Raw genomic sequence first — 26,118 nt, 5'->3', positions numbered from 1 at the left:
AACAAAGCAACGTTGAGCTTTTTAACAAAATTGAGGGTTTGATTTCAGGCGACCTTTGTTCTCGTTAATTCTAAAATAAGAAACACGATGACGAAGGTTTGGTTTATTACAGGCAGCTCCCGCGGATTGGGAAGAAGCCTTACAGAGGCAGTTTTGAAAAATGGCGATAAAGTGGCTGCTACTGCCAGGAACACACAGCAGCTAGATGATCTCGTTCAGCAATTTCCGGATCAGATTTTGCCAATCCGGCTGGATGTGACCGATAAAAAAGAAATTTACGAGGCTGTCGAAACTGCGATTGCTCATTTTGGTAACATTGATGTGCTGGTAAATAACGCTGGTTTTGGAATTACCGGGGCGGCGGAGGCATTTACGGATGAGCAGGTTAGAAGCCAGCTGGAAACGAATTTGTATGCTCCCATCGAGGTGACGCGTGCCGTTTTGCCGCACATGCGGAAGCAGCGGTCGGGGCACATTTTGCAAATCAGCTCCATCGGCGGGCGGGTTGGCAATGCGGGTTTGACCATGTATCAGGCGGCAAAATTTGGTCTGAGCGGGTTTAGCGAAGCATTATTGAAAGAAATATGGCCGCTGGGCATTAAGGTAACTTGCGTGGAACCGGGCGGTTTTCGTACCGATTGGGCCGGGGCTTCCATGACGTTTGCGCCGGTCATCGAAGGTTATGAACAGACTGTCGGCGGGGTTACCACATTTCTTACCAGCGGAAATTTCACGCCGGTTGGCGATCCCGACAAAGCGGCAAAAGCCATGATACAGATCGTTAACAGCCCTGAGCCTCCGTTGCACCTGGTGCTTGGAAGTGAGGCGGTGGATATTTTACAGCGCGCCGATGCGGCCAGAAAAGAAGAGCTTGAAAAGTGGATGCACGTCAGCTTATCCACTGATCACGACGAATCCGAAAACTTTTTTGAATCGGAGGCTGGAAAGGCCTATCAAAAAATGAAGGGTTTATAATGCTACGATCTTGAAATTAATGTTTTCTTGCAGCACTACAGAGCAAAATTGTTCTGTAATGCTGCTTTTATAAATGCCAAGCAAATCATTATGAATCAGACTGTTCCGAAACCGGATTTTCCTCAAATCGTGTTTTCCTGCTATCATTCCAGGAGCAGGGAGGGTGAGCAGTTTGTCGGTGAGCACGTGCTTACCTACCAGATTTCGGGAACATTGGTCCTGATTGATGGCCATAAAACTTACATTTCCAATCCAGGCGATTTCAGGTTTACCAAAAGAAATAACCTGGTCAAATTCAGCAAGTATCCGCCGGAAGGTGGCGAGTTTAAATCTCTCTCAGTCCACATCGATCAGGAAACATTGCGGAAATTTAGTCTGGACTATGAATATCACATTGAGCCCCATCAGGAGAAAAATGCTGTCATTGAACTCCCGCCGCACAAATTGCTGAAAAGCTACATGGACTCGCTGCTTCCTTATTATGAGTCGGACAAAACGCCCAACCAGCAGCTTGTCGCGCTAAAATTGCGGGAGGCGATCCTGGTTTTGCTGCAAAGTTACCCGGAGATCAAAGAAACGCTTTTCGATTTTAGTGAGCCGGGAAAAATTGATCTGGAAGGTTTTATGAACAAGCATTTTCATTTCAATGTGCAGCTCAAAAGATTTGCGTACCTCACGGGAAGAAGTCTCGCCACATTCAAGCGCGATTTTGAAAAAATATTCCACATTTCCCCAAGCCGCTGGCTCGTGCAGCGCAGGCTGGAAGAAGCTTATTATCTGATCAAGGAAAAAGGAAAAGCACCTTCCGACGTCTACCTGGAAATTGGTTTTGAAGACCTTTCCCATTTTTCTTTTGCCTTCAAAAAAGCCTACGGCGTCGCGCCGTCGCGGATTTGATAAGTAAGGAAATGTAGCTGGCCGACTTTTTGAAACATTGCCGGAACAACTCATCACGGCATCATTTTTACCTATGAAAAGATCGGCAGGCTTTTACTCATTTTTGGCGGGATTACTTTCAATGTTATTCCCGACCTTACTTTCAGCACAAATCATGGATTCCAAATCAATTGTAGCGCCCGGCGCGCAGGTAGAAAAGCTCGGCGACGGTTACAAGTTCACCGAAGGACCGGTAGCCGATAAAGATGGCAATGTGTTTTTTACAGATCAACCTAATAACAAAATCATCCGCTGGGACGCAGAAACAGGCAAATTCAGTGTTTTCTCAGACCAATCCGGCCGCGCGAACGGTATGTATTTTGACAAAAAAGGAAACCTTGTAGCCTGCTCCGATGAGGAAAATCAGGTGTGGTCTTTTGATAAAAATGGCAAGCCCACGGTTTTGGTAAAAGACTACGAAGGCAAACTTTTAAATGGTCCGAATGACCTCTGGATTGACCCGAAAGGCGGAATTTATCTCACCGATCCGCTATACCCGCGTGACTACTGGAAGCGCGATCCCAAAATGAAGCAGGACGGCGAGTATGTTTATTATCTTGATCCAAAAGGTAAAAACCTGATCCGCGTCGATGCCAACATTAAGAAACCCAATGGTATCATCGGCACGCCCGATGGCAAAACTTTGTACGTGGCCGACATTGGCGACAGCAAAACGTATAAGTATGATATTCAGAAGGACGGAACATTGACCAACCGCACTCTTTTTGTTTCAAAAGGCTCCGACGGAATGATACTCGACGAAGAAGGTAACCTTTACATTACCGGAAAGGGCGTGACGGTTTTTGATAAAACCGGTGAGCAGATCGCCCAGTTTCCGATCCACAATGGCTGGACGGCCAACATTTGCTTTGGCGGAAAAAACCGGGATATGCTTTTTATTACAGCCGAAACAGCGGTTTATGGCTTGAAAATGCGTGTGAAAGGAAATAAATAACTATTGCAAAATTCACATTAGGATTCGCCGCGGAAAGTTGCTCTGCGGCGATTTTGCTTCATATCCAGCCCCGATTTGATCCAAGCAAACCGATTTTGAGTATATATGCGGAAGCACATTTACCCTTTACAATGACCCATACTATATACCTGCCCGAGTCGTTACAGAAGCGAACCAGCTTTCTGACTATGCGATCGATTTTTACCGCTGCATTTTGCTTCATTTTTTTCATCGGTTTCGCGCAGGAACGTGTCACTATTAGTGGTTTTGTCAAAGAGCAGGGCAGTCAGGAGCAGCTGCCGGGCGTCAATGTTTACCTCGAAGGCACACCCTTCGGCGCGGTGACCAATACGTATGGTTTTTATTCGCTGACAGTCCCGGTGGGCGATACGGCGACGGTTTCGTTTTCTTTTGTGGGTTATGAAAAAACCAGCCAGACGGTCAAATTGACTAAAAATGCGGAGCTGAATATATTTCTGAAAACCGTTAACCAGCTGGAAGAAGTGGTGGTTTCGGCGCGGCGGCAGGAGGATTATGTGAGCCGGAATGTGCAGATGAGCCAAATCGAGATCCCGATTGCGCAGCTAAAAAAAGTACCTGCGTTTTTTGGTGAAAAAGATGTTTTGAGAATTCTGCAACTCATGCCCGGCGTCCAAAAAGGTACCGAGGGCCAAACTGGCCTTTATGTACGCGGCGGCGGGCCAGATCAAAACCTGATCATTCTCGATGATGCGGTGGTTTACAATGCCAATCACCTCTTCGGTTTTTTCTCGATTTTTAATAGTGATGCCTTAAAAAGTGTGGAGCTGACCAAAGGCGGATTTCCGGCGCGCTATGGCGGCAGGTTGTCCTCGGTTTTGGAAATGAATATGAAAGAAGGCAGCAAGGATAAGCTGCATGGTGAGGGCGGGATCGGGCTTATTTCTTCCAGGCTAACATTAGAAGGACCGATTTCAAAAGGAAAATCTTCGTTTCTGATCTCCGGACGCAGAACTTACATTGATTTGCTGGCTTCCCCATTTATTGCCAGGTCTCAAAAAGGTGACGATAGCCAGGTAAAGCCGGGCTATTATTTTTATGATTTGAATGCTAAGATGAATTACGATCTTGGCCCGAAAGACAAGCTTTACATCAGCGGCTATTTTGGGCGGGACAAGTTTCACGCCAGCGAAAAAAGCTCGGATTCTGAAACCAAGGCTGGTTTGGATTGGGGCAATGCTACCGCCACCATGCGCTGGAACCACGTGCTGAACCAGAAGCTTTTTGTCAACACTTCCTTAATTTTCAGCAACTTCAACTTCGGGGTTTCCAGTTATTCCAAAGATTTGAAAAGCGACGGAAGTACCGAAGACGAGTTCAGTCTGGATTATCTTTCCAAGATCCGCGACCTTGGCATAAAAACTGATTTTGATTTTTATCCTTCCACCAAACATGCGATCCGGTTTGGCGCGCAGGCCACTTTTCACAAATTCGTCCCCTCGGCGCTGGCGATAGAAGGTTCATTTATTGACAATCCTATCGAGCGCTCCGTGAAGCCGGTGAATACGCTGGAAGCCGGGATATATGTGGAAGATACCTGGCAGGCGCTGGAAGCGTTGAAAATCAACGGAGGTATCAGGTTGAGCAGCTTTCAAACTACCACCAAAACGTATGTGAGACCAGAGCCGAGGCTTTCCGCCGCATTGAGGCTGGCCGAAGATTTCTCTTTCAAGGCTTCTTATGCCAAAATGAACCAGTATGTGCACTTACTTTCCAACACGGGCCTCGGTCTACCCACCGATCTCTGGGTGCCGACAACTGATAAAGTAGCACCGCAGGAATCGCAGCAGGTGGCCGCAGGTTTTGCCAAAGATCTTGAAAGACCCGCCCTAACTCTTACATTGGAAGGTTATTACAAGCGAATGAACCATATTCTAAACTACAAGGAAGGTTCTTCTTTTTTGAGTATCAATGGTGAGAATGCAAATGAGCTTAGCTGGGAAGACAATGTTACCGCTGGAAAAGGCTGGTCTTACGGAGCTGAATTTTTGATACAGAAAAAAACAGGTCGCCTGTCCGGCTGGATTGGTTATACCTTATCCTGGACGCGCTGGAAATTCCCGGAGCTGAACTTTGGACAGACATTCTACCCGCGATACGATCGCCGGCATGACTTATCCATCGTCGGGATTTACGAAATCAGCAAGCGCATCACATTGTCCTCGACGTGGGTTTACGGGACGGGTAATGCATTAACATTGCCGGTATCCACCTACCAAGGCGTGAGCGACAATCTGATGACGCGCTTCAACCCGGGCGGCAAGCCAATTATCGGCTGGAATGGCCCGACGGTCAGCGAGTACGGACAGAAAAACAGTTTCCGCGCCGAGCCTTTTCACCGGATGGACATTTCTATCCAGTTTCATAAAAACAAAAAACGGCACGAGCGCACCTGGGAATTCGGTGTTTATAATGTGTACAACCGCAGAAACCCTTTCTTCTACGACTTGTCAGATCAGAACGAAAGTACCGGGCAGCGGACATTGAAGCGCTATTCCTTATTCCCTGTACTGCCCTATTTCAGCTATAATTTCAAGTTTTAGAATCGCCGCCACATGAGATTTGCCCATATTATTCTCCTGTTTGTTGCCATCACATTCTCGGCGTGCGAGTCGCTGATTACGGATATTCCTGCCTCCAAATTGCCGCAGGTTGATTCCAAGCTGGTGGTGCAATGTTTCATTTCGCCGCAATCGTCGCGGATTAATGTAGTGGTGACCGAGTCGGTGCCCGTTTTTGGCGATGTTACCGGGAGAGGCGGGGTGGTCAGAAACGCCATTGTGACGATTTCTGATGGAATAAAAGAAGCGATCGTGCCTTATGATACTGTCAGTCAGCTTTATAGCCTGGATCGTACTGTTTTTTCAATTTTAGCTTCAAAAACCTATTATCTGAATGTGACGGACGGAAAACGGACGGTGACTGCCAATTGTACCGTGCCTGGCAAAGTGGTCATTCCTAAATCTTTTGTGATCGATACTACTTTTTCCAACGAAGTTTCTACAGATACAACATTAACACTCAAAATGACCTGGGACGACATTCGGGTGGATACCAATTTTTACCGGGTGCGGGCGTCCGTCGACCTGGACTATAACATTCCGGATGGTTTGAGCGCCGAAACCTTCAAAGAAAAGAGGGTGAGAAACCGTTTCAATTTCAACTGGGACGAGACCATCGGCCGCAATGATTTTCAGAGCGATGGAAATCTGGACGGTATCTCATTTACCTCTCCCGTCGGCCGGATATTGTTACCACAGGCGTCGGTTTATGATTATGGAAATGGGAACCGATTTACGGTATACCCCCGCAGCAGCATCGCCCTGGTGACGATGGAGGTTTACAATACGGATGAAAATTATTTCCGCTATCACCGCTCGCTGGAAATGCGCGGAAATAACGACAACCCATTTATCGAGCCGTCGCTGATCTTTACCAACATTAAAGACGGCCTGGGATGCTTCGCCGCATACAATTCCGGGCAGCTGCTTTACAGGCCTTGATCAACCAGATTTTCGTTCTACATTTTAAGACAAACTGAGGTCAAAGCACCTCAAAATGTTCGTCTCGTTTCTGCTATTTTGAAAGGATTTCCCTGCATTTATTTAAGAAACCAAAAAGATAATTTCTGCTTTAACTTTTACCTAAAACATTCGCAAACAAGGTTTTAGGTATTTTTCCTATAAAGCCGACTTTAACTCTTGATTACCCGGCTCACGCAATGTCAGGGAATCAGTAAGCGGAGCGTTTAAGGCATAATTTTTTCTTTAAGCAAACGTCGCCGCATATTTCGGCGCACGTTTATCTTGAACCATAACACCTTTTCAGGTGGATTTTGATATCACATACCGGCAGGTATGCAACTAATTAATAACCTTAAATTACTATATCATGGACTTGCAAGGAACAGATCAGGATAAGGCCAAAAAACCGAATCCAAGTAATAAAAATATGAGTGAGCCGGATACATTGATTGAGACGCTCGAAGATTTGCAGGAACAAGGCTACACCTACGACTTTAACCTGACGGCCCACGCGCTGGAAGTGCACAAAGACGACGGTATTTGCCTGACATTATCGCCGGAAGATTTCGATATTGTGCAGGTATACCGCTTTGAAGGTATGACCAATCCATCGGACGCTTCCATCCTTTACGCCATCGAATCCAAAGATGGTTTGAAAGGAACCATGGTGAGCAGCTATGGGGTGTATGCCGATGCAATGTCTTCGGAAATGATCAAAAAACTAGATACCCGAAGCTCTCTGATCGTGCATCATCCCGAAGATGATGACATGGCGCACTAGAAATTCAGGATAACATCAACAGCTAAACGAAAGATGTTACTTGGCCTCAGACACGGCTTTGTAACATCTTTTTTGTTTAAATAGATTTTATAAATAACTGTATACCTTACTCTTACAATGCAAGACATTATGGAATGGGAGCGGCTGCTCTTCAATGAACTTCCCCCGATTTTTCTGGTCGAAGTGATTCTCCGCTCCACGGTCATGTTTACTTTTCTGCTGATTGCCCTGCGGATCACAGGCAAGCGGGGCGTGCGGCAGCTGTCGGTTTTTGAGGTGGTGATCATCATTGCCCTGGGCTCGGCCGCGGGTGACCCGATGTTTTATGAAGACGTAGGTATCGTCCCGGCGCTGGTAGTTTTTGCTACGATCATTTTACTCTACCGCTTCGTCACCTGGCTGACCGGAAAAAATGAATGGTTTGAAAAACTGGTCGAGGGAAAAACCGTTTGCCTGATTCACGAAGGGCAATTTTCGGTATCGGAATTTAAAAAGGAAACGCTGGCGCAGGACGAATTTTTCTCCGAACTGCGGTGCATGAGCGTTGAACATTTGGGTCAGATCAGGAAGGCTTATCTCGAACCGTCGGGGCAGGTAAGTGTGTTTTTTTACGAGGATAATGAGGTAAAATACGGCTTGCCGGTGCTGCCGGAATTGTATTATAAAAAAAATAAAACCATTGTGAAAGATGGCCTGCACGCCTGTTCCTTTTGCGGACACACGCAGGACCAGAAAACCGGTACTGCGATTTGCCCGGTGTGTAATCGCGAGGAGTGGGTGACAGCGATCAACAATGTGCGCATTTCCTGAGAAAAGTGCCCAAAATGCGCTGGCATGGCATTTTAAAGGTCGAAATTAAAAATAGAAAGAGCTATGGAACTGATCGAACTAACTGACGAACTGATAAGATCTGCGGAGCAGCGAGCGAGCGGGCAACCATTTTCATATTTTGTTAAAAACCTGAAAGCCATCGGGGTTGACAATTATGAAATTAAGGTCAGGAACCACAAACGTACTTATACGTCCGTTACCGGCGACAAGCTGGTGATTCCGGGCGATCTGCCTGAATTTGAATGTGCTGAGACATTTGAGCTGGACTCGGTGAAGGCGGCTATCAAACGCAACCAGGAAGGAATTACCGATTATCCGACATTCTTGCAAGAAATCGGCGCGGCCGGCATCCATACGTATGTTGCCGACCTTACCGGAATGATGATGATTTACCAGGGCCCGAACTCCGAGTACGAATACGAGGAAAAAATTCCGGACGTGTAGCGGTCGGGGTTTCCCCCGCGACCGCTATTTTAATATTTTTTGCATTTCTTCCAGGTGATCGTCGGTAAAATCCAGATGCGTGATAAACCGCACAAGACCTTTGCCGAATGTTATTCCAAGAATGCCCGATTCGGCGAGTTTTGCGACGTATTCCGCTTCGGAAATTCCCTGGTTCAGCCGCAAAATGACAATGTTGGTATCGACCGGAAATATTTCCGCTACCTCCGGTTTTTCGGCAAACATTTCACCGATAATCCTCGCTCGGCGATGGTCATATTTGAGCCTTTCCACGTGGTTATCCAAAGCATAAATCCCGGCGGCTGCCAGAAAACCAGCTTGCCGCCAGCCCCCGCCCATTGCCTTGCGGAAACGTCTCGCTTTTTTTATAATGTCATGGGTACCAATCAATAAAGAACCAACCGGGCAGCCTAAACCTTTGGATAAACATATACTGATACTGTCAAAAATCTCGCCGTGTTGGAGCGGCGTTTCACCAGTTTCTACCAGTGCATTAAATAGCCTGGCCCCATCCAGGTGCAGCGGAACATTCCGCTCTTCACACACTTTCTTAATCGCCCTGATTTCTTCCAGATCATAATAACAGCCGCCACCTTTGTTCATGGTGTTTTCCAAGGAAACCAGCCGGGTTACCGTCGAGTGAATGTCATGCTCAGGGCTGATCGTCTCTGCTACCTGCGCGGCTGAAATTCTCCCGCGGTCGCCTTCCAGCAATTTCACTGATGAAAGCGAGTTCATCATAATCCCGCCGCCTTCGTATAAATAAATATGTGATTGTTTATCACAGATGACGTCGCTCCCCGGCTGCGTATACGCCTTGATCGCCAGCTGGTTAGTCATCGTACCCGATGCACAAAAGAGTGCGTCTTCCATCCCGAACATGCTGGCTGCCTTTTCCTGCAAAGCAATCACAGTAGGGTCATCACCCAAAACATCATCTCCCACTTCCGCCGTCCACATCGCCTGCTGCATTTCCGCTGTCGGACGGGTCACTGTATCACTTCTCAGATCAATTTTCATTCTCACGCGGTAATTTTAATTTTCAACCAATAACGGAACAACAAAGGGTAAGTACCAAACCCATTAACTGATATATTGCACCCAAAATCGCGGAAATGGAATTTGACGAATATTTAAAATTGAAAAAAATCGATGCGGCAGCTTTCAAAGCAGCCGATCCGGGCCGGTTCCGGGAGTGGGAAGAAATGTTCGCCACCATGCATCCCGAAAGTTTTACAGCGCACAAGAAGTTTCTGGTCAATGAAATCCGCCGCAGGTATCATTTGGACGAGGGTCAGGCCTGAGATAGCATTTGTCGTAAAACATTATCCCCGCATATTCTCGATCAGTTTCATGAGAATACCCACTGTTTTTTCGGTTTGCTCGCGGCTGGGTGTCGTGTCCCAATTCCCTACAATTCCGTTGCTGCCAATGTAAATGCCGTCTTTACGGGAAATAAAATTGGCGCCCTGCGTGTACAATTTGTAGTTAATGTCACTTTGCGGGATCAGACAGGAAAGTTGCCCTGATACCGGCGTCAGCTCCTGATCATTGAAAACCGGTTTTGCACCCAGGCCCATGCAGTTGACCACCACTTTTTCGGGCAGCGCGTCGATATCTTCCAGTTTTTTGATCTCCTGAATTTTGACTTTCCCGCCAAACATGGTGAAATCCTGCAAATGATGCCGGAGGTAAGTGGGAATGTTGAACATCATGTTGGTACGCCTCGTCACATTCGCGTCTCTGAAAGGATGCTCTTTGGGACTTAGCGCTACCCGCTCGGGCAGCAGGCCTTCAATCTCAAAATCCTCGCCACCTGCACCCGGAATATACACTGGCGCATCTTTGAAAACACCATATTCTTCGGCCCAGCAGGCAATGTCGTTCATGCCTAGCAAAAACTGAAACCGCCTGAAAGAGAACCGCGTAGCTTCTTCCCAAATTTTCTGAAATTCCGGCTTGGCGACCGTTTTATCACAAACCCGCGATGCCGGCGACCAGGTACCGGTTGCGAGGTTACTCGTCACATTTGGCGGCACATCTTTCGTATAAATCGTTACCTCACAGCCACTTTCCTGCAACAACCGAGCAGTAGCGATTCCAACCGTACCGCAGCCCAGCAAAGCAATTTTCTTCTCACCGGTTTTCAACACATTGTTTCTCGCCATGTTACCCGTCCCCCACGAAAGTGACCAGCCGCTACCACCATGCCCGTAATTATGCACAATGGTTTTGTTGCCCAGTTGCTCCACATCCAGCCTCGGCCCGGAGGCCCGGAAAGGACGCAGCCCGACCGTTTCTTTCACGATACGGTCCATCGAGAGCCGCGGCTTGGGTATCTGGTGATAGCCCTGGCCGATGTAAAAATGTTTATCAGGATACTTTAATTGTGTTTTTGGCGCGCAGGAAGATGCGATGGCGCCGAGCGCAAAAGAGGCCGGGACGGCTTTTTCAAAGAAATTTCTACGATTCATTGCTGGTGAGTAAGGTAAGGAGTGAAATTTTCATTTTCCAACAAGTTAATCCACGAAAGTCGGTTTTGCTTAAATTCCGGGAAAATAATGCTATGTTGTTTCGGATTAAAAACGGCTTTTTGAAAGCTTAAAAGTATTTACAGTATGACGATTCACGTAATTGATACCGGCTTTTTCAAACTGGACGGTGGCGCCATGTTTGGGGTTGTGCCCAAATCGATCTGGAACAAACAAAATCCGGCGGACGAAAATAACCTCTGCACCTGGGCCATGCGCTGCCTGCTGATCGAAGATGGTGACCGGCTAATACTCATCGATACCGGCATGGGCGACAAGCAAGACGCCAAGTTTTTCAGCTATTACGATCCGCACGGTGACGCTACATTGCAATCCTCCATCGCCAATGCCGGATTTCAACCTGCTGACATTACGGATGTGATACTCACACATTTACATTTCGATCACGTCGGCGGCGCGGTACATTTTAGCAGCGATGGTTCGCAGCTTTTGCCTACATTTCCGAATGCTACTTACTGGTCCAACGAAGCGCATTGGGACTGGGCGGTGAATCCCAATCCGAGGGAGAAAGCGTCTTTTTTGAAAGAAAACATTTATCCGATCAAAGAATCGAGGCAATTGAAATTCATTTCTGGCGACTCACCTTTTGCAAACATTGATTTTATCATGGTGGACGGGCATACCGAGCAAATGATGCTGCCGGTGATTCATTATCAGGATAAAAAAATCATCTACGCGGCTGATCTGCTTCCATCGTCTTTTCACATTCCGATTCCCTGGGTGATGAGCTACGATATGCGGCCGCTGCAAAGCATGACAGAAAAAACCAATGTGCTGCAAAATGCAGTAAATGAGGGTCATATCCTCTTTTTCGAGCACGATCCGATTTATCAGGCGGCGTTGGTGGAGCAAACTGAAAAGGGTATACGCATTAAAGAGCGGGCTGCGTTAATTGAATTTCTTTGAGCTTTTTAAAATGAAAATCGGTCTGGTTTTGTCGGGAGGCGGCGCGCGCGGAATTGCACATATCGGTGTCATTCAGGCTTTGCAGGAAAAAGGTATTAAGTTCGATGCCATCAGCGCGACCAGCTCCGGCGCATTCGTTGGCGCAATGATCGCCTACGGCTATGAGCCACTGGAAATCCTCAATAAGCTCATCGAAACACGCTTTTATCCCTACCTCCGGCCCGGATTCGGCGTAAATGGCCTGCTGCATTTACGAAAAATGGAGCGCGTACTTTGTCAGTACATCCCCGAAAATTCATTCGAATCCTTAAAAATCCCACTGGTCATCAATGCCACCGACGTCGTTTCAGGGCAGGAAATCTTATTCAAAACTGGTGAACTGGCCGCGCCACTCCTCGCCTCCTGCTGCATTCCTGGCCTTTTCAGTCCAATAAAACTGGGAGAGCACGAGCTGGTCGACGGCGGCGTCCTCAACAACTTACCCGTAGAACACATTCAAGATCAGGTAGATTATGTCATCGGCAGCCACTGCAACCCTTTTGGTTTGGACAAACCTTTAAAAAAAACAACCGAAATTGTCTACCGCAGCCTGATCCTCGCCATGCATGGTAAAACGCGGGAACGTTTCAAACAATGCAACTTACCGATCGAGCCACCGCAACTAAGCCGGTTCAGCATTTTCGACTTCCGGAAGGCGCGGGAGTTGTATGAGGTTGGGTATCAGTTTACGAGGGATTTGTTAGAAACCTCGGCCAAAGATTTGCCTTTTGATCCTCCCAACTTCCCAATCACCCAATTCCCCACTTCCTTACCCTGAATTACCCCGTTATCAATCGCGTCCATGAAGTGGATTCCGCCGTAAAAGCGGGAAATGGCGGCTTCGTTGGCGGCGGCCCAAAAGGAGTTATACTTGCGGGCTTTGAGGTTGAAACGTTCTTCGACGGTGTCGGTGTAGGCGAAGTTTTCGCCGAAATAATGGGTCAAAATGGCGGCTGACGAGGCGGAAATGACGGAATGTCCGCTGAGATATTCCGGGAACGGCGGGGTTTGGAGAAACGGCCGCCAGGTCGGGTCGATGTATTTGCGGATGGCAGTTTCGGGACGGATGCGGTTGCTGCGGTATTTTTCGTCCCAGCAGGTCATGAAACTATCCATGAGCCCGATAGCCACCGAGGTGGTTACCAGCAAAGTTTTTCCAAAATCAGCCTTGGCTTGTTTGCAGGCAATATCCGTAATACCCATCCAATGTGCCCCCGGCGAAATCTTCTTCATCCCTACCAGCAAATGCCCCTTGTTTTCCAAAGCAAAAGGATTGCAATCCCAGAAAGCCGCAATTACCTGGTGCTCAGCATTGTCATTTTTGTCATCATAATTCATTTTCATCAAATGAAAAAAATCAGCGCTTTTACTTTCTGAAAAAGCAACCGGCGGCTCGGGTTTGAACTGCGAGGCGGCATTCAGCGTAAACGGACGTATTGTACCGAAAAACGGTTCCACAGGCGGGAAATAGCCAGGAGGAGTCGGAAACCAGGTACCTGGCGCGCCTTTGGGCTCATACCTGGGGAAATTACTGATCCGGTTATACTTGTCGGCTTTGGCGTATTTCAGGATCTGCTTGCTGATTTCCACCGCATATTGCTGCGATCCGGCGATGGTTTCCTCGTCAAATCCGAGTGTCTTGCAGGAGTCCAACAGCCTGTCCTGGTATTTTTGCAAAAGTGCGCCCGAGGGCTGCATTTTCTTGGCTGTTTCCAACATAGCCAGTGCCGCGGCAAGCTGGTAAGCGTAATTTTCCACCGCAGGTTTACTTACCACAGGAAAATCATTTAGCTTACCGTGCATGCTTTCATAAGCCGAATCATTTTGCGCAACTACCTCGTAACCAGCCAGCAAAGCATAAGAAAAAAAGCGGGAACTCAGCGGCGGGTTGGTGACATCGTGCACCATCACGTCGGTCATCTGCAAGGTGATCTGTCCGATCGTAGCAGGATTGATTGCTGTATTTTGTTGCTTCTTTTTACACCCGTCAAAAAATAAAATGACGGAGATAACAATGAGGAAATTAACGAACCTGACCAATTTGATATGCTTTAACTTCTTGCTGATTAATCCCAAATAACAACTTATTCCCGATCGGCAGGACGCTCCTGACATCGCCTTTCAGCCTGAAACCCGACACATTCTGGTTCACATACTGAAAATGTCCCTGGCCGTCACCTTTAAGTAAAACGCCATAATTTGCATCATACTTGCCAAAACGAAGCCGGGCCTTGCTGACATTGCCGCAAAGCAGGATATCTTTTTTTCCATCCGAATCAAAATCAAGTGACGTAATGGTGTAGACCGGCGAAATTTGCGCCTGCAAAGGCAATGTTTGCTTGATAAACTTGCCATTTGACCCTCTTTCAAAATAGGCGGTTTCCAGGAAATTCGATTTCAATTCTTTCGCACCTTTCAGCTCATCAGCGGTAAAAATCTCATTTACAGTCGCCTCGGCGTAACTTTTATAGTCCTGGAAGCGGGTGCGCATGATACTCATCTGGTCCAGCAGCTCGTCGCGGGTGACATACGGATAACTTTTTCCCTGGATATAAAAACTCATGATCGGGTCGACATTACCGTTGTCGTCAAAATCTTTGTAGATCATCTCTACCGGCTCTTTATCACTGGCCTTACATTGCGTGTTGAGCCCCATATTACCGATCACGAGATCCATCTTTCCATCCCCATTCAGATCATCAACAAGAATTTTATTCCACCAGCCGCTGTATGATTTGTCAAAATAATCGGTTGTCTTATTTTCCAGTTTACCATTCACATTGACAAATACCGTTACCGGCATCCACTCCCCTACTACGATGAGATCGGCCTTGTTATCACCATTCAAATCCGTCCAGGCAGCATCCGTAACCAGCCCTATTTGCTCGATTCCGGGGCTGATCTGTGCAGCTTGATCTTTGAAATTCCCTTTTCCATCATTGATCAAAACGTAGCTGCGCGGCGTTTCAGGATAGCGTCCCGGTATCACCCTCCCGCCGACGAACAAATCAGGTTTGCCGTCACCGTTAATGTCAGAAGTGCGGACGCAGCTGGTGCTGGTCAGCATTTTAGGAAGTGCATTTGTGCTTTTTGTAAAGTTACCTTTACCATCATTGAGATACAGCCGGCTTTGCAACAAGGGATCGTACGGCATAAAATTGGCGTAGCCGCCGCTGCAGACAAAAAGGTCCTGAGCGCCGTCACCATTTGCATCAAAAAACAGAGCGTCGGTATCCTCACATTGCTTATCGGCTTCGAACGCGGCCACCGGTTTATTGGAAAATACGCCGCCTTTTTGCTGAATGTACAGCTTCGCCGCTTCTCCCGAACCGCCGCCTGCAAAGACATCTTCCAGGCCATCCCCATTTACATCGGCTTTTCTCAAACAAGGTCCTGAAAATGAAACCGGGTTGATCAGCAAAGGCTGACGCTTGAAATCATTCGTCGTGGTTGCCGGGCTCTTGAATGCGATTGGCGAACTGACGGATGTATAAATAGTTGCAGGACCAGCCGGTTTGAGCACCCCTTTTTTTCCATTTTTTTCAGCAAGAACAAGCTGCTGATTGACTTTCGGATTGACCAGCTTCTCCCTTTTTCCGCTTGGCCAGGTGATCGTCAGTGAATCTATCGCAGTTTCTTTTCCAAGTCCGAAATGCAGCACCGGCGACACGCTCGACTGGTATCCGCGCGTCGGCATCTGTTCGAGATATTGCCGGTTGCCGCCTTTATATATAGTGACTTTCGCGCCAATACCGAGCGCATTTTTGCCTTCTCCTTCCAGCTTTACTTTCAGGAAATTGTTTTTGAGTTGCTTGTCGGCATCATTCCTGTAAATAAATGCAGGTTTGTTAATGTTGTTGACGATCAGGTCCAGGTCGCCATCATTATCCAGGTCGGTGTAAGCCGCGCCGCCACTATTCGAAATTTCACCCAAACCCCACGCGTCGGCCACATTGGTAAAGGTCAGGTTCTTTTTATTTTGAAAAAGGTAGTTCTTCATGTTCGAAGAAGGCATTTGGTACACCAGTTTCAGCACGTCTTCGCGCTTCACCTGACCTTCGATCCGCTTCAAATTATCCCCCATGAATTTGACAAAATCCAGGTTCGTGTAATCCCGCAGGTTTCCGTTGGTGATAAACAAATCCTTCCAGCCGTCATTATCATAATCGGCAAAAAGCGCCGACCAACTCCAATCCGTATTGGAAATCCCAGCCAGCTGCCCGATTTCGGAGAAGTATGGCGTTTTCGTATTTTTACCCAGCCCCTCATTAAGCTGCAACATATTACGCGTATACTGGTGATGGAAACCTACCTTTACATTGAACTCGAACAGTTCGTAATTATCAAGGCCGGCCAGTAATTTTTGCCGGCGGTTATCTTCCGGCAGCATGTCCAGTGTGAAAATGTCCGGTAGACCATCGTTATTAAAATCTGCAATATCATTGCCCATCGAAAAATGGGAAGTGTGCCCCATCCCGGCGTCCAGCGCGTCGGTAAATGTGCCGTTCTGATTGTTGATATATAAAAAATCGGGGATCGAGTAATCATTGCAAATGTACATATCCTGCCAGCCGTCCATGTTCACATCGGCAATGCCAATACCCAGTCCATAAGTGAGGGGTGAACTGTGGATCCCGGCTTTTTTTGTAATATCCGTAAACTTAGGGTCGCCCGTGCCTTTCTGATCATTCCGATATAGTCTTACCCCGATAATTGGATCATCCTTTTTGAGCAGATCAGCGGTGCTGGCCTCATCCAGAATCGGCAGGGCTTTGGGATTGTGGTTTAGTAAAAACATATCCAGGTCACCGTCTTTGTCAAAATCGAAAAACGCCGCCTGCGTACTGTTGCTTGGGTCGGCCAGTCCGTATTTTTCGGCTACCTCTTCAAACTCAGGAATTCCGCCTGGGTTATTGCCTTTATTTATGAACAATTGATTTCTGAGACTTTCAGGAGATACATTGCCTGAGTAGCAAACATAGATATCCAGTTTTCCGTCGCCATTTACATCCGCCATCGTCACGCCTGTCTTCCAGGGCCTGTCACGGCCGGCGACGCCTGCTGCTGCGGTAATGTCTTCGAATGCCATGTTTCCTTTGTTCAGGTACAGCCTGTTAGGAACCATGTTTCCGGTAAAATAAATATCGTCCAGACCGTCACCATTCAGGTCACCTGCGGCAGCGCCACCCCCGTTGTAAAAATATTCGTACATCAGGACGTTGGTATTCAACCCTTCGGTAAGCGTATTAGCAAAATCAACTTTGGTTTGTTCGGGGGTTAACAGGGTAAAAAGCTGCGGGCCGGTATTGGGTTTATCTTCAACTTCTTTCTGGTCGCCTTTTTTGCAGCCACTGAACAACAAACAACTTACTAAAACTACAATTCCTGTTGTCCAGGATTTCATTCGCTTCATAGCAAAGCAGAAAAATGGATTCATGTATAAAAGAAGAAACTATGCTTTCAAAATGACAGCATAGTTTCTGTAAAATTAACCAATAAATACTAACTATTTGTCGTAACCCGGGTTTTGCATCAACTTGGCATTCCGGTTAATTTCATCGCGGCTGAACGGACGGAAGTACATCTTATCCACCCACGTACGGTTCTCGTGCGACTTCTCTTCCACCGGGGTGTAAGTGTAGTCATAAACCGTTGTATCATAATGATATGGCTCTTTCATAGACTTCCCAGCCTTGAATTTTCCAATCACTGAAATGTATTGCAGCGGGCGGCCCAATGTTGTCGGCGCGATCATCCAGCGACGTGCATCGTGGTAGCGCTGCTCTTCGTAAGCCATCTCAATTCTTCTTTCGTGACGGTAAGCGTCTCTCAAAGCAGTACCGGTCGCTTTGATGGCCGGCATACCTGCACGGAAGCGGATCTTGTTCAGCCAGCTAAGTGCCTCTGCATCCTGGCCCAGCTCAATGCTCGCCTCAATGTAGTTGAACACTGCCTCAGTGAAGCGGAAGAAAGGCCATGGAATGTTCTGGCGGTCGGTGTTATCAACCAGATCCGGGTTTGGATCGATGAACTTGCGCATGTAGTAACCTGTGCGGCTACCATTCCAGTCTTCGATCGTAGAGCTGCGTGTATCCAGGCCTTTGCGGTTGAATAACGCGCCTTTGTCATCCAAAAGGTCATAAGCACCTGTCTGGATCTGGTTTGCAGGGTCAACATTGCCCGAGATTTTGTTACGTGGCTTCCAGTTGGCACCATCATACATTACTGTTGCGTAGAAACGTGGGTCGCGGTTTACGTATGGATTTGCTTTTTCAGTTGGGTTGGTCCAGGAGAAAGGCGTTCCGTCCATCATTTCGTAATCATCCACCAGCAAACCGATCGGCGTGTTTCCAGCCCAGTTGTGGTATCCGTTCGGACCGTTGTTCAAACCTGTCTGACGCGCGCCTTCGCTCAAACTTGAAGTAAAGTAGCGTCCGAAAATGATCTCACTGCTTGCACTTGGATCAAGGCTCTTGTCGCCGCTGGCACCGGCCATCGCAATCGACATGTAATTGATTTTACCGTCGGCAGCACTTGCAGGAGCGGTCAAATTCAGTTTGTAACCACCGTTTCCAGCATCGATTGTTGCTTTTGCAGCAGCTTGTGCGGCAGTCCAGCGGGCCTTGCGGTCGCCAGAAACATATCCCAGGAATTCAGGATTTGAGAAACCGGAAATGACGGTAGACTTCGCCTTTGCAGTTGGAATGTCATGCAAATCACTCGCAGCGTAAAGCAGCACACGTGATTTCAGCGCCAGGGCAGCCACTTTTGTAGCGCGGCCTTTAACAGCCGCTTTTCCGTCCAGCAGCAGGGCAGCACTGTCCGCATCGCTCACGATCGACTTCACACATTCGTCAAAAGTATTGCGCGGCACAGCGTAATCTTCGTTCAGGTCATACACCTTCTTGATCAGAGGCACGGAACCGTAGTAGCGCACCAGCTGCTGATAGTAATACGCTCTCAGGAAGTAAGCCTCTCCCATCAGCCTGTCTTTCAAGGTGGTGTTTGTGAAAGTTGCTTTTGCCAGATTGGTGATCGCAATGTTGGTAGCACGGATACGAATGTACATCGGGCTCCAACCGTAAGTGTCATCCACCCAGCCCAGGTTGGATGGGCTCAAACTACCTTCGTTCACCGTGTTAATGTTACGGCCTGTGTGGGTAAATACCGCTTCGTCGGTCAAAGAAGCCAGCATCTGCTCGCTGAAACCACCTTGCTGCAATCCCTGGTAGATACCTGTCACAAATGCTTCCGATAACGCACCGTCAGTCCATACCTGGTCGCCCGCGATCTCGCTTGGCGGCGTCACATCCAGGAAGTCGGAGTTACAGGACCACAGCCCTCCCGCAGTCAGCAGGGCGATGGCAATTATACTTTTATATCTGAATTTCATATTTCTGATCATTAAAATGCTACACGTAGACCTGCGTTAAGAATTCTTGACTGAGGATAGTACTGGCCACTGGTTGTAGTAGCTTCCGGGTCCCAGATCTTGATTTTCGCAAATGTTAACAGGTTCAATCCATTTACATAAATCCGGAATTTGCTCAAACCGATCTTCGAACCGAACTCCGAAGGCAGGTTGTAACCCAGCTCCACGTTTTTCATACGCAGGTAGTTGTTGCTTTTCAGGAAGTAATTGTTAAATCCGGCAGTACCTGTATTGGTATAATAGCGGTTGCTGCGGTTGGTCAGACGTGGATATCTGGTGTCAGGATTGTCGATCGTCCAGCGGTGGTCGAAGTCATATTTCAGGTAGTTACCAATGTCACCCGATTCTGTAAGTCCTACCAGCTGCAAGCCGCCCATCGCTCCCTGGAAGAGAACCGACAAGTCGAACTGCTTGTAACCCAGGTTGACAGTAGCACCATATGTGAACCATGGACGCTGTACTTTTTCTGAACGGATACGGTCATCGGCGTTGATTTTGCCATCATTGTTGATATCCTTGAACTTCATGTCGCCAGGAAGCAGGTTACCCGTGATCGGCTTGTAGTCGATTTTGTTGGCGTCGATCTCAGCCTGGTCTTTGAAAGAACCGTCGTACTGATACACCAGGAAAGATTGATAAGGCATTCCTGTGGTGCGCTGGTAAGAAGGCGCTCCCGGCGTTTCGTCCCAGTACTTGATCTGATTCTTGGCATATCCTCCGTTTGCACTTACAGAATAAGTGAAGTCGTTTGCCGATCCGTCGTAACTTACTTTAAATTCAAATCCTTTGTTTTGAAGTTTACCAAGGTTTTGAGGTGGAAGTTTTCCGTCGATACCCGCAGTGGAAGGCGTAGATCCTACTTTCGGAATCAGGATTTTAGAACGATTGTTCACGAAATAGTCAAACTCAAATGAAAGTTTATCATTGAGCAATGTTCCCTCGATACCGAAGTTCACGTTGTTGGCAACTTCCCAGGTAAAGCTGTTGTTAGCCACACGCGCTTCCAGCAAGGTTTTAGCAACCTGATCATTGATTACATAGTTACTGAATCCGGCAGTTGTGAGGTATTGGTACTCAGCCAATGTTTCTGTTCCAAGGAAATAAGGTTCAGCACCCATTTGTCCCCATGAAGCACGCAGTTTCACATTGTTCATGAAACGCACATTGTTTTTCCAGAAATCTTCTTCCGACAAACGCCATCCCGCAGAAACCCCGGGGAAGAAACCAAAGCGGCCTTGTTTTGGGAACACATAAGAACCGTCTACACGCCACAGGAATTCAGCCAGGTACTTTTCTTTGAAGTTATAACCGGCACGACCAAAGTAGCTCAAACGTGCTCTTTTATAAAGATCAAAGTTTCCGATATTCTGCTCAGGCGTACCACCCGCAAAAAGCTGGTCAACCACAGGTGAGATGAAATATCTTCTGTAAGCATTGAAACCATCGGCATCCACTTTTTCACGCTGGATACCACCCATGATATTGAAATTGTGGGCACCGATTGATTTTTCGTAAGAAACCTGACCGGTAAGCTGAACGGAAAGTTCTTGCGAAGAAGATTCTGTCAAACGCGGATCTGTGAAAGTCGAGCGTACCGATCCCGTCAAAACAGGTGTGGTTCCGTCGGCTTCGAAAGATTTTTTATCCCAATAGTACAAAGTCCATGGCTGCTGGAAGGATTTCTGGCGGCGCTGCATTTTATCGACAGCGGCCATACCCATCACTTTCAAGCCAGGAACGCCAGGAACGTCCAGTTCCAAAGCACCGTTTGTCTGAATGTAATCACGTTTGTCATTGTTGTAACCTGTTGTATTTGTAGTAATTACAGCAGGGTTCTGACCGTTTTCGATATCGGGGCCGGGACGTCCGTCTGGCCAGATCGCGATTTCAGTTGGTTTTCCACGCATCAACATCCGGAAGATATCACCTGCACCACCACCGTTCGGGAAGTGACGGAACTCTTCACGAAGCGCAATACCCAGCTTCGCTTTCAGGTATTTGTTGATTTTGGTATCCAGGTTGACACGCATATCATACTGCTTGTAACCAGTAGCAGAATTGACATAATATCCATCCTGGTTAATGTGTCCCAGAGAAGCAAGGTAGTTGATGTTCTCGCTACCGCCCATCAGCTGCACATTGTGGCGCTGCTGCGGAGCCCATTTACGGATTACTTTGCTATACCAGTCCGTATTCGGGTGCAGCAAAGGATCAGAACCATCTTTGTATTTCTGAATGTCACCTGGCTGGAATACAGCAGTTAACACGTTACCATTGTCAGTTCTTGTGTAAGTTCCGTTGGTATTAAAACCTTGCAGCGCACCATTCCACTGACCAGCAGGAAGGTTGTCATAGATCTGCAATTCGTTACGGATTGTGGCATATTCCGCTGCATCCGACATTTTTGGGGTTACAGTCGGCTGGCTCATACCCACATTCATGTCATAAGACAATTGTGGCTTACCTGATTTTCCGCGTTTGGTGGTGATCAAAATAACACCATTACCAGCGCGTGAACCGTAGATTGCCGCAGCCGCATCTTTCAAAACGGAGATACTTTCAATGTCAGCAGGGTTCAGACGGTCCAAACCACCACTACGGTTGGGAACACCATCCACAACGATCAGCGCATTACTGTTACCCAGGGAGTTGGTACCGCGGATACGGATAGCCGAACCATCATAACCCGGCTCACCACTCGACTGTACCGTAGAGATACCCGGCAGACGTCCGCCTAACGTATTGGAAAGGTTGGCAGAAGGCGCTTTTTCAAGCTCGGTACCTTTTACAGCCACAACCGAACCGGTCAATGTTGCTTTTTTGGCGGTACCATAACCTACAACCACCACTTCCGTCAGCGCCTTGGTATCAGATACCAGCGCCACATCGAGGTTATTTCTGTTACCCACCTCGATTTCCTGCGTCAGGTAACCGATGAAAGAAAATACAAGCGTGGAATTTTTGTCGGCATTTACCGAATAGTTACCCGTATTGTCGGTCACCGTACCGGCTGTTGTGCCTTTCACGACGACGCTGACGCCCGGTAATGCTTGACCGGTTTCATCCTTGATCCTACCCTTGATGACATTCTGTGCATGGGATATCATGACAGTTGCCAGGAGCAGTCCAAGTGAAAAAATACCTCGTGAAATGGCACGAGATATCTGTTCAGTAGAAATTCTCATAGATTAAAATTTAGAGTTAGAAAATTGGGGAAAAGTTGCTTAACCGTGTAAGCACGGAACGTAAAGCCTCACATTGACATTTTTAAAAATGCCGACGTTACAGTTTAAAGAAGGTGATTTTTGGGAAAGTTTTTTACATAGGTTAAATGTTAGGGGTTGAGTTCTGCGTTCTATTTAGCTAGGTTTTCGAAGCGTGTATATTTAACACAATTGGTTGCAAAATCTTGACGAAAACTTGTAGGATAAGTGCCAATCGAAAAGATATACTCGCTTGATTGTACAAAAAGATATTAATTTTCTTACAAATAAAAGCATTCCCGTTTTATGAATATGCATTCTAGAAAAATAACAATAAATAACATTTTTCAGTTACGAAATCTTTGATTTAGTAATATATAAGTTACAAAAATCCTAGTTTTGTCCGGTTTTCGGCGCTTCGGCAAATGTTGCTTATATTCGCTATCCATTTTTACTCTCACAATATCCGCTTGTTTACACGAATGAAATTGCGCTTCTTCTACCTTCTTCTGATACCATTTTTTTACGGCTGTAAAAAAGATTCCTCCCCTGAAGAGTACAATAAAAAAGCCGCCGACCCGACGCTTTTCCACGAAACCACGACGCACCTGACGGATGTGATTATCCACGATATTTTCAAGCCGCCGGTAGCCAGCCGCATTTATGGATATTCGTTTCTGGCTGCATATGAGGCACTTGTACCCGGCTACCCGGAATATCAATCACTTGGTGATCAGCTCGTTAAATTCAATAAACCACCACAGCCCGACACATCCCTGGCTTACTGTTTTCCGCTGGCCAGTATCAAGGCATTTACGTCTGTGGGCCGCACATTGACATTCTCCGGCGATATGTGGGACGATTACGAGAAGGACCTTTTTAAAAAATACCAGGATATGGGCATCCCGGAGGATGTATACCAACGGTCACTCGCATACGGTGATACGGTAGCGAAACATATCATTGCATATTCAGCCAAAGACCATTACAAGGAGATACGCGGTTATCGCTATACGGTGACAAATTTGCCGGGTACATGGGTGCCCACGCCGCCCGCATACGCCGACGCCTGCGAGCCGATGTGGAACACCGTCCGGACATTTGCACTGGACTCGGTAACCCAGTTCAGATGCCCGCCGCCCGCTAAATATGACCTCGCGAAAGACAGTCCGTTTATGAAACTCACGATGGAAGTGTACAACATGGGGAACAACCTGACGGAGGAGCAAAAAGCGATCGCTTACTTCTGGGATGACAATGCTTTTGTAACCAATGTGGTAGGACACGCAATGTTTGCCAACAAAAAAATGACCCCCGCCGGCCATTGGATGGCAATTACAAAAACGGTTAGCATTGACAAAAAACTGGATATCATGCGCGCCACTGAGGCGTACACTTTGGGCGCACTTTCTATTTTCGATGCCTTTATCGCTTGCTGGGACGAAAAATACCGGACGGTGCGGATCAGGCCGGAGACGGTGATCAACAACAACTGGGCACCCGACTGGCGGCCATTTTTAGAAACACCCGCATTTCCCGAGTACGTCAGCGGCCACAGTTCTATTTCAGCAGCCTGCGGTACGGTACTCACACATTTGATCGGAAAAAATGTAGCCTTCACCGACACCACCGAAAAGAAATATGGTCACGGCGTGAAGTCATTCAAATCATTTGAAGATGCTTACTGGAGTGCGTCCATCAGCCGCGTGTACGGTGGCATACATTACCGCGACGGCGTAACCGAGGGAACACATTTGGGAGAAAAAATAGGTGAAAATGTCTGGCGCAGGGCCATCACCCGGAAAAACAGGGACGTACTAGCGAAACAATAAGTCCCTAACATTCCAAACAAAAAAGGCCGGTAAATGTTGACCGGCCTTTTTTGTTTTCAGGACACGACGTGGTCCAGATTATAATGCAGTCCGATGTTCTCCCGCCGCGCCATCGCCATTTTAATGATCAGGTAAGAAACCGAGATCATATTCCGCAGCTCGCAGATCGCGACTGACACTTTGGATTCGCGGTAAAGTTGCTCATGTTCTTTATGAAGCAGTTCCAGACGATCATAGGCGCGTTTCATACGGCGGTCGGTGCGGACAATACCTACGTAGTTGGACATAATACTGTTCAGCTCACGGGTCATTTCAGTTACTAACACCTGCTCCTCAGGGTGCGTCGTGCCCGAGTCGTCCCACTCGGGAATATTGTCTGGCGTAAATGCTTCTTCAAAACTCGATAAGGTACTTTCATAAGCCCTATGTCCAAAGACTACGGCTTCAAGCAATGAATTGGAAGCCAGACGATTGGATCCATGCAAGCCTGTGCAGGCACATTCGCCTACCGCGTACAAAAAGTTAATGTTGGTCCTACCCCACTCATTTACTTTGATCCCCCCACACATATAATGCTGCGCCGGCACCACCGGGATCATATCCCTGCGGACATCGATTCCCTGTTTCAGACAGTACTCGGTAATGTTGGGGAAATGTTCCAGAAATTTGTCATAATCACAATGCCGCACGTCGAGGTATACGTGATCGACACCATTTTTCTTCATTTCGGAGTCAATCGCGCGGGCAACAATGTCACGCGGGGCGAGTGACAGGCGCGGATCGTAGTTTTCCATGAAAGTACTTCCGTCGGCCCGCTTCAAAATTCCGCCGAAGCCGCGTACGGCTTCCGAAATTAAAAACGAAGGTTTTTGTCCCGGCTGGTAAAAGCTGGTCGGGTGGAACTGGATGAATTCCATATTATCACAAATTCCTTTGGCACGGTAAGCCATCGCAATGCCGTCGCCGGTCGCGATCGTCGGGTTGGTGGTACTTTGGTAAATGTTACCGATACCTCCGGTAGCCAGCAATGTTGTTTTTGCCAAAAACTTCTCCACATTTCCGGTCTGGCGGTTCAGCACATAAGCGCCGAAACATTTGATATCCTCGCGGTAACGATAAACCGTCTCGCCCAAATGGTGTTGGGTAATGAGCTCCACCGCATAATAATGTGTAAAAATCTGAATGCTTTTATGCCGGTTGACTTCTTCCAGCAGCGCCCTTTCAATTTCAGCGCCGGTAATGTCTTTGAAATGTAGAATCCGGTGATCCGAGTGTCCGCCTTCTTTTGCGAGGTCATATTCTCCCCCACTTTCGCGGTCGAAACGGGTGCCATAATCGATCAGCTCCTGGATACGCTGCGGCGCTTCCCGCACCACAATTTCCACCACATTACGCTTGTTGACCTCATCACCGGCGTCCATGGTATCCTGGATATGCTTTTCAAAAGAATCCGATTCCGCCCAAACTACGGCAATCCCGCCCTGGGCATACTTGGTATTGGTTTCATCGGCCTGGACCTTTGTAATCACAGCGATAGACACTTCTTGCTGCAACCTGTCAAAATGCCGCGCTAACTTGGCAGCATAACTCAGTCCGGCGATCCCGGAGCCAATTATCAGAAAATCGAATTGGGGCATAAATCAGGAATTAA

At 47.5% G+C, this 26,118-nt stretch carries 19 protein-coding genes; 12 read left to right on the top strand and 7 right to left on the bottom strand.

The genetic code is table 11. The features are described from left to right. The first annotated feature begins 87 nt into the window (after nt 1–87). The 8 genes from FEN17_RS15680 (at nt 88) to FEN17_RS15645 (ending at nt 8,485) form a co-directional block, all read left to right on the top strand. Nucleotides 88–975 (top strand): oxidoreductase, encoded by an 888-nt coding sequence (locus tag FEN17_RS15680; protein ID WP_138366281.1) that lies wholly within the window; start codon nt 88–90, stop codon nt 973–975. 90 nt (nt 976–1,065) lie between these two features. After that, the gene (locus FEN17_RS15675) at nt 1,066–1,872 is read left to right on the top strand and encodes a helix-turn-helix domain-containing protein (RefSeq protein ID WP_138366280.1); all 807 of its coding nucleotides are present in this window, start codon (nt 1,066–1,068) and stop codon (nt 1,870–1,872) included. Nucleotides 1,873–2,026: 154 nt separating this feature from the next. Then, nucleotides 2,027–2,866 (top strand): SMP-30/gluconolactonase/LRE family protein, encoded by an 840-nt coding sequence (locus FEN17_RS15670; protein ID WP_138366279.1) that lies wholly within the window; start codon nt 2,027–2,029, stop codon nt 2,864–2,866. A 188-nt stretch (nt 2,867–3,054) separates the two neighbouring features. Continuing rightward, complete coding sequence (locus tag FEN17_RS15665) at nt 3,055–5,448, top strand: TonB-dependent receptor (protein WP_138366948.1); 2,394 nt, start codon at nt 3,055–3,057, stop codon at nt 5,446–5,448. A gap of 12 nt (nt 5,449–5,460) precedes the next feature. Further along, entirely contained in the window at nt 5,461–6,408 is a 948-nt protein-coding gene (locus FEN17_RS15660; RefSeq protein ID WP_138366278.1) for a DUF4249 domain-containing protein, read from the top strand. Nucleotides 6,409–6,796: 388 nt separating this feature from the next. After that, nucleotides 6,797–7,210 (top strand): hypothetical protein, encoded by a 414-nt coding sequence (locus FEN17_RS15655; protein ID WP_138366277.1) that lies wholly within the window; start codon nt 6,797–6,799, stop codon nt 7,208–7,210. Between the two features lie 117 nt (nt 7,211–7,327). Beyond that, on the top strand, nt 7,328–8,020 hold the full coding sequence (locus FEN17_RS15650) for a DUF421 domain-containing protein (protein WP_138366276.1): 693 nt from the start codon (nt 7,328–7,330) through the stop codon (nt 8,018–8,020). 63 nt (nt 8,021–8,083) lie between these two features. Then, on the top strand, nt 8,084–8,485 hold the full coding sequence (locus FEN17_RS15645) for a DUF1398 domain-containing protein (RefSeq protein ID WP_138366275.1): 402 nt from the start codon (nt 8,084–8,086) through the stop codon (nt 8,483–8,485). A gap of 24 nt (nt 8,486–8,509) precedes the next feature. Here the strand turns inward: FEN17_RS15645 and FEN17_RS15640 are convergent, their stop codons facing one another. Next, a complete protein-coding gene (locus tag FEN17_RS15640) occupies nt 8,510–9,523 on the bottom strand; it encodes a threonine aldolase family protein (protein WP_138366274.1) in 1,014 nt (337 codons plus the stop codon). A 95-nt stretch (nt 9,524–9,618) separates the two neighbouring features. Here FEN17_RS15640 and FEN17_RS15635 point away from each other — a divergent pair, with 95 nt between their 5' ends. Next, nucleotides 9,619–9,807, top strand: coding sequence for a hypothetical protein (locus FEN17_RS15635; protein WP_138366273.1), 189 nt, complete (start codon nt 9,619–9,621; stop codon nt 9,805–9,807). Nucleotides 9,808–9,828: 21 nt separating this feature from the next. On the opposite strand, the gene FEN17_RS15630 is transcribed toward FEN17_RS15635, so the two are convergent. After that, nucleotides 9,829–10,977: an FAD-dependent oxidoreductase gene (locus tag FEN17_RS15630; RefSeq protein ID WP_138366272.1), complete on the bottom strand. Its 1,149-nt coding sequence runs from the start codon at nt 10,975–10,977 to the stop codon at nt 9,829–9,831. A gap of 144 nt (nt 10,978–11,121) precedes the next feature. Here FEN17_RS15630 and FEN17_RS15625 point away from each other — a divergent pair, with 144 nt between their 5' ends. Both FEN17_RS15625 and FEN17_RS15620 read left to right on the top strand, forming a co-directional pair. Beyond that, nucleotides 11,122–11,961 carry an MBL fold metallo-hydrolase gene (locus tag FEN17_RS15625; RefSeq protein WP_138366271.1) on the top strand — a complete coding sequence of 280 codons (840 nt, stop codon included), beginning with the start codon at nt 11,122–11,124 and terminating at the stop codon, nt 11,959–11,961. Nucleotides 11,962–11,971: 10 nt separating this feature from the next. Next, nucleotides 11,972–12,778 carry a patatin-like phospholipase family protein gene (locus FEN17_RS15620; protein ID WP_138366270.1) on the top strand — a complete coding sequence of 269 codons (807 nt, stop codon included), beginning with the start codon at nt 11,972–11,974 and terminating at the stop codon, nt 12,776–12,778. Here FEN17_RS15620 and FEN17_RS15615 read toward each other — a convergent pair. The 4 genes from FEN17_RS15615 to FEN17_RS15600 form a co-directional block, all read right to left on the bottom strand. Continuing rightward, complete coding sequence (locus FEN17_RS15615; RefSeq protein WP_445438707.1) at nt 12,682–14,046, bottom strand: vanadium-dependent haloperoxidase; 1,365 nt, start codon at nt 14,044–14,046, stop codon at nt 12,682–12,684. The genes FEN17_RS15620 and FEN17_RS15615 overlap by 97 nt on opposite strands. Continuing rightward, nucleotides 14,024–17,413, bottom strand: coding sequence for a VCBS repeat-containing protein (locus tag FEN17_RS15610; RefSeq protein ID WP_138366269.1), 3,390 nt, complete (start codon nt 17,411–17,413; stop codon nt 14,024–14,026). The genes FEN17_RS15615 and FEN17_RS15610 overlap by 23 nt, the downstream gene beginning before the upstream one ends. 93 nt (nt 17,414–17,506) lie before the next feature. Then, nucleotides 17,507–19,393, bottom strand: coding sequence for a RagB/SusD family nutrient uptake outer membrane protein (locus FEN17_RS15605; RefSeq protein ID WP_138366268.1), 1,887 nt, complete (start codon nt 19,391–19,393; stop codon nt 17,507–17,509). 11 nt (nt 19,394–19,404) lie between these two features. Then, a complete protein-coding gene (locus tag FEN17_RS15600) occupies nt 19,405–22,539 on the bottom strand; it encodes a SusC/RagA family TonB-linked outer membrane protein (protein WP_229208889.1) in 3,135 nt (1,044 codons plus the stop codon). A gap of 578 nt (nt 22,540–23,117) precedes the next feature. On the opposite strand from FEN17_RS15600, the gene FEN17_RS15595 reads away from it, so the two are divergent. Then, a complete protein-coding gene (locus tag FEN17_RS15595) occupies nt 23,118–24,467 on the top strand; it encodes a vanadium-dependent haloperoxidase (RefSeq protein WP_138366266.1) in 1,350 nt (449 codons plus the stop codon). A gap of 56 nt (nt 24,468–24,523) precedes the next feature. Here FEN17_RS15595 and nadB read toward each other — a convergent pair whose 3' ends face one another. Next, a complete protein-coding gene (gene nadB, locus FEN17_RS15590; RefSeq protein WP_138366265.1) occupies nt 24,524–26,104 on the bottom strand; it encodes an L-aspartate oxidase in 1,581 nt (526 codons plus the stop codon). Nucleotides 26,105–26,118: the final 14 nt, after the last annotated feature.

Source organism: Dyadobacter luticola (assembly GCF_005860805.1).
Lineage (GTDB): Bacteria > Bacteroidota > Bacteroidia > Cytophagales > Spirosomataceae > Dyadobacter > Dyadobacter luticola.
Note: the sequence above shows the minus strand (reverse complement) of the source record. Positions and strands in the feature narration are given on the sequence as shown.

What these genes read in the sequence shown, in the direction of transcription:
- FEN17_RS15610 (WP_138366269.1), bottom strand. Translation starts at nt 17,413, where the DNA reads ATGAAGCGAATGAAATCCTGGACAACAGGAATTGTAGTTTTAGTAAGT.
- FEN17_RS15645 (WP_138366275.1), top strand. Translation starts at nt 8,084, where the DNA reads ATGGAACTGATCGAACTAACTGACGAACTGATAAGATCTGCGGAGCAG.
- FEN17_RS15675 (WP_138366280.1), top strand. Translation starts at nt 1,066, where the DNA reads ATGAATCAGACTGTTCCGAAACCGGATTTTCCTCAAATCGTGTTTTCC.
- nadB (WP_138366265.1), bottom strand. Translation starts at nt 26,104, where the DNA reads ATGCCCCAATTCGATTTTCTGATAATTGGCTCCGGGATCGCCGGACTG.
- FEN17_RS15660 (WP_138366278.1), top strand. Translation starts at nt 5,461, where the DNA reads ATGAGATTTGCCCATATTATTCTCCTGTTTGTTGCCATCACATTCTCG.
- FEN17_RS15630 (WP_138366272.1), bottom strand. Translation starts at nt 10,977, where the DNA reads ATGAATCGTAGAAATTTCTTTGAAAAAGCCGTCCCGGCCTCTTTTGCG.
- FEN17_RS15650 (WP_138366276.1), top strand. Translation starts at nt 7,328, where the DNA reads ATGCAAGACATTATGGAATGGGAGCGGCTGCTCTTCAATGAACTTCCC.
- FEN17_RS15640 (WP_138366274.1), bottom strand. Translation starts at nt 9,523, where the DNA reads ATGAAAATTGATCTGAGAAGTGATACAGTGACCCGTCCGACAGCGGAA.
- FEN17_RS15600 (WP_229208889.1), bottom strand. Translation starts at nt 22,539, where the DNA reads ATGATATCCCATGCACAGAATGTCATCAAGGGTAGGATCAAGGATGAA.
- FEN17_RS15605 (WP_138366268.1), bottom strand. Translation starts at nt 19,393, where the DNA reads ATGAAATTCAGATATAAAAGTATAATTGCCATCGCCCTGCTGACTGCG.
- FEN17_RS15595 (WP_138366266.1), top strand. Translation starts at nt 23,118, where the DNA reads ATGAAATTGCGCTTCTTCTACCTTCTTCTGATACCATTTTTTTACGGC.
- FEN17_RS15665 (WP_138366948.1), top strand. Translation starts at nt 3,055, where the DNA reads ATGCGATCGATTTTTACCGCTGCATTTTGCTTCATTTTTTTCATCGGT.
- FEN17_RS15655 (WP_138366277.1), top strand. Translation starts at nt 6,797, where the DNA reads ATGGACTTGCAAGGAACAGATCAGGATAAGGCCAAAAAACCGAATCCA.
- FEN17_RS15625 (WP_138366271.1), top strand. Translation starts at nt 11,122, where the DNA reads ATGACGATTCACGTAATTGATACCGGCTTTTTCAAACTGGACGGTGGC.
- FEN17_RS15635 (WP_138366273.1), top strand. Translation starts at nt 9,619, where the DNA reads ATGGAATTTGACGAATATTTAAAATTGAAAAAAATCGATGCGGCAGCT.
- FEN17_RS15680 (WP_138366281.1), top strand. Translation starts at nt 88, where the DNA reads ATGACGAAGGTTTGGTTTATTACAGGCAGCTCCCGCGGATTGGGAAGA.
- FEN17_RS15670 (WP_138366279.1), top strand. Translation starts at nt 2,027, where the DNA reads ATGGATTCCAAATCAATTGTAGCGCCCGGCGCGCAGGTAGAAAAGCTC.
- FEN17_RS15620 (WP_138366270.1), top strand. Translation starts at nt 11,972, where the DNA reads ATGAAAATCGGTCTGGTTTTGTCGGGAGGCGGCGCGCGCGGAATTGCA.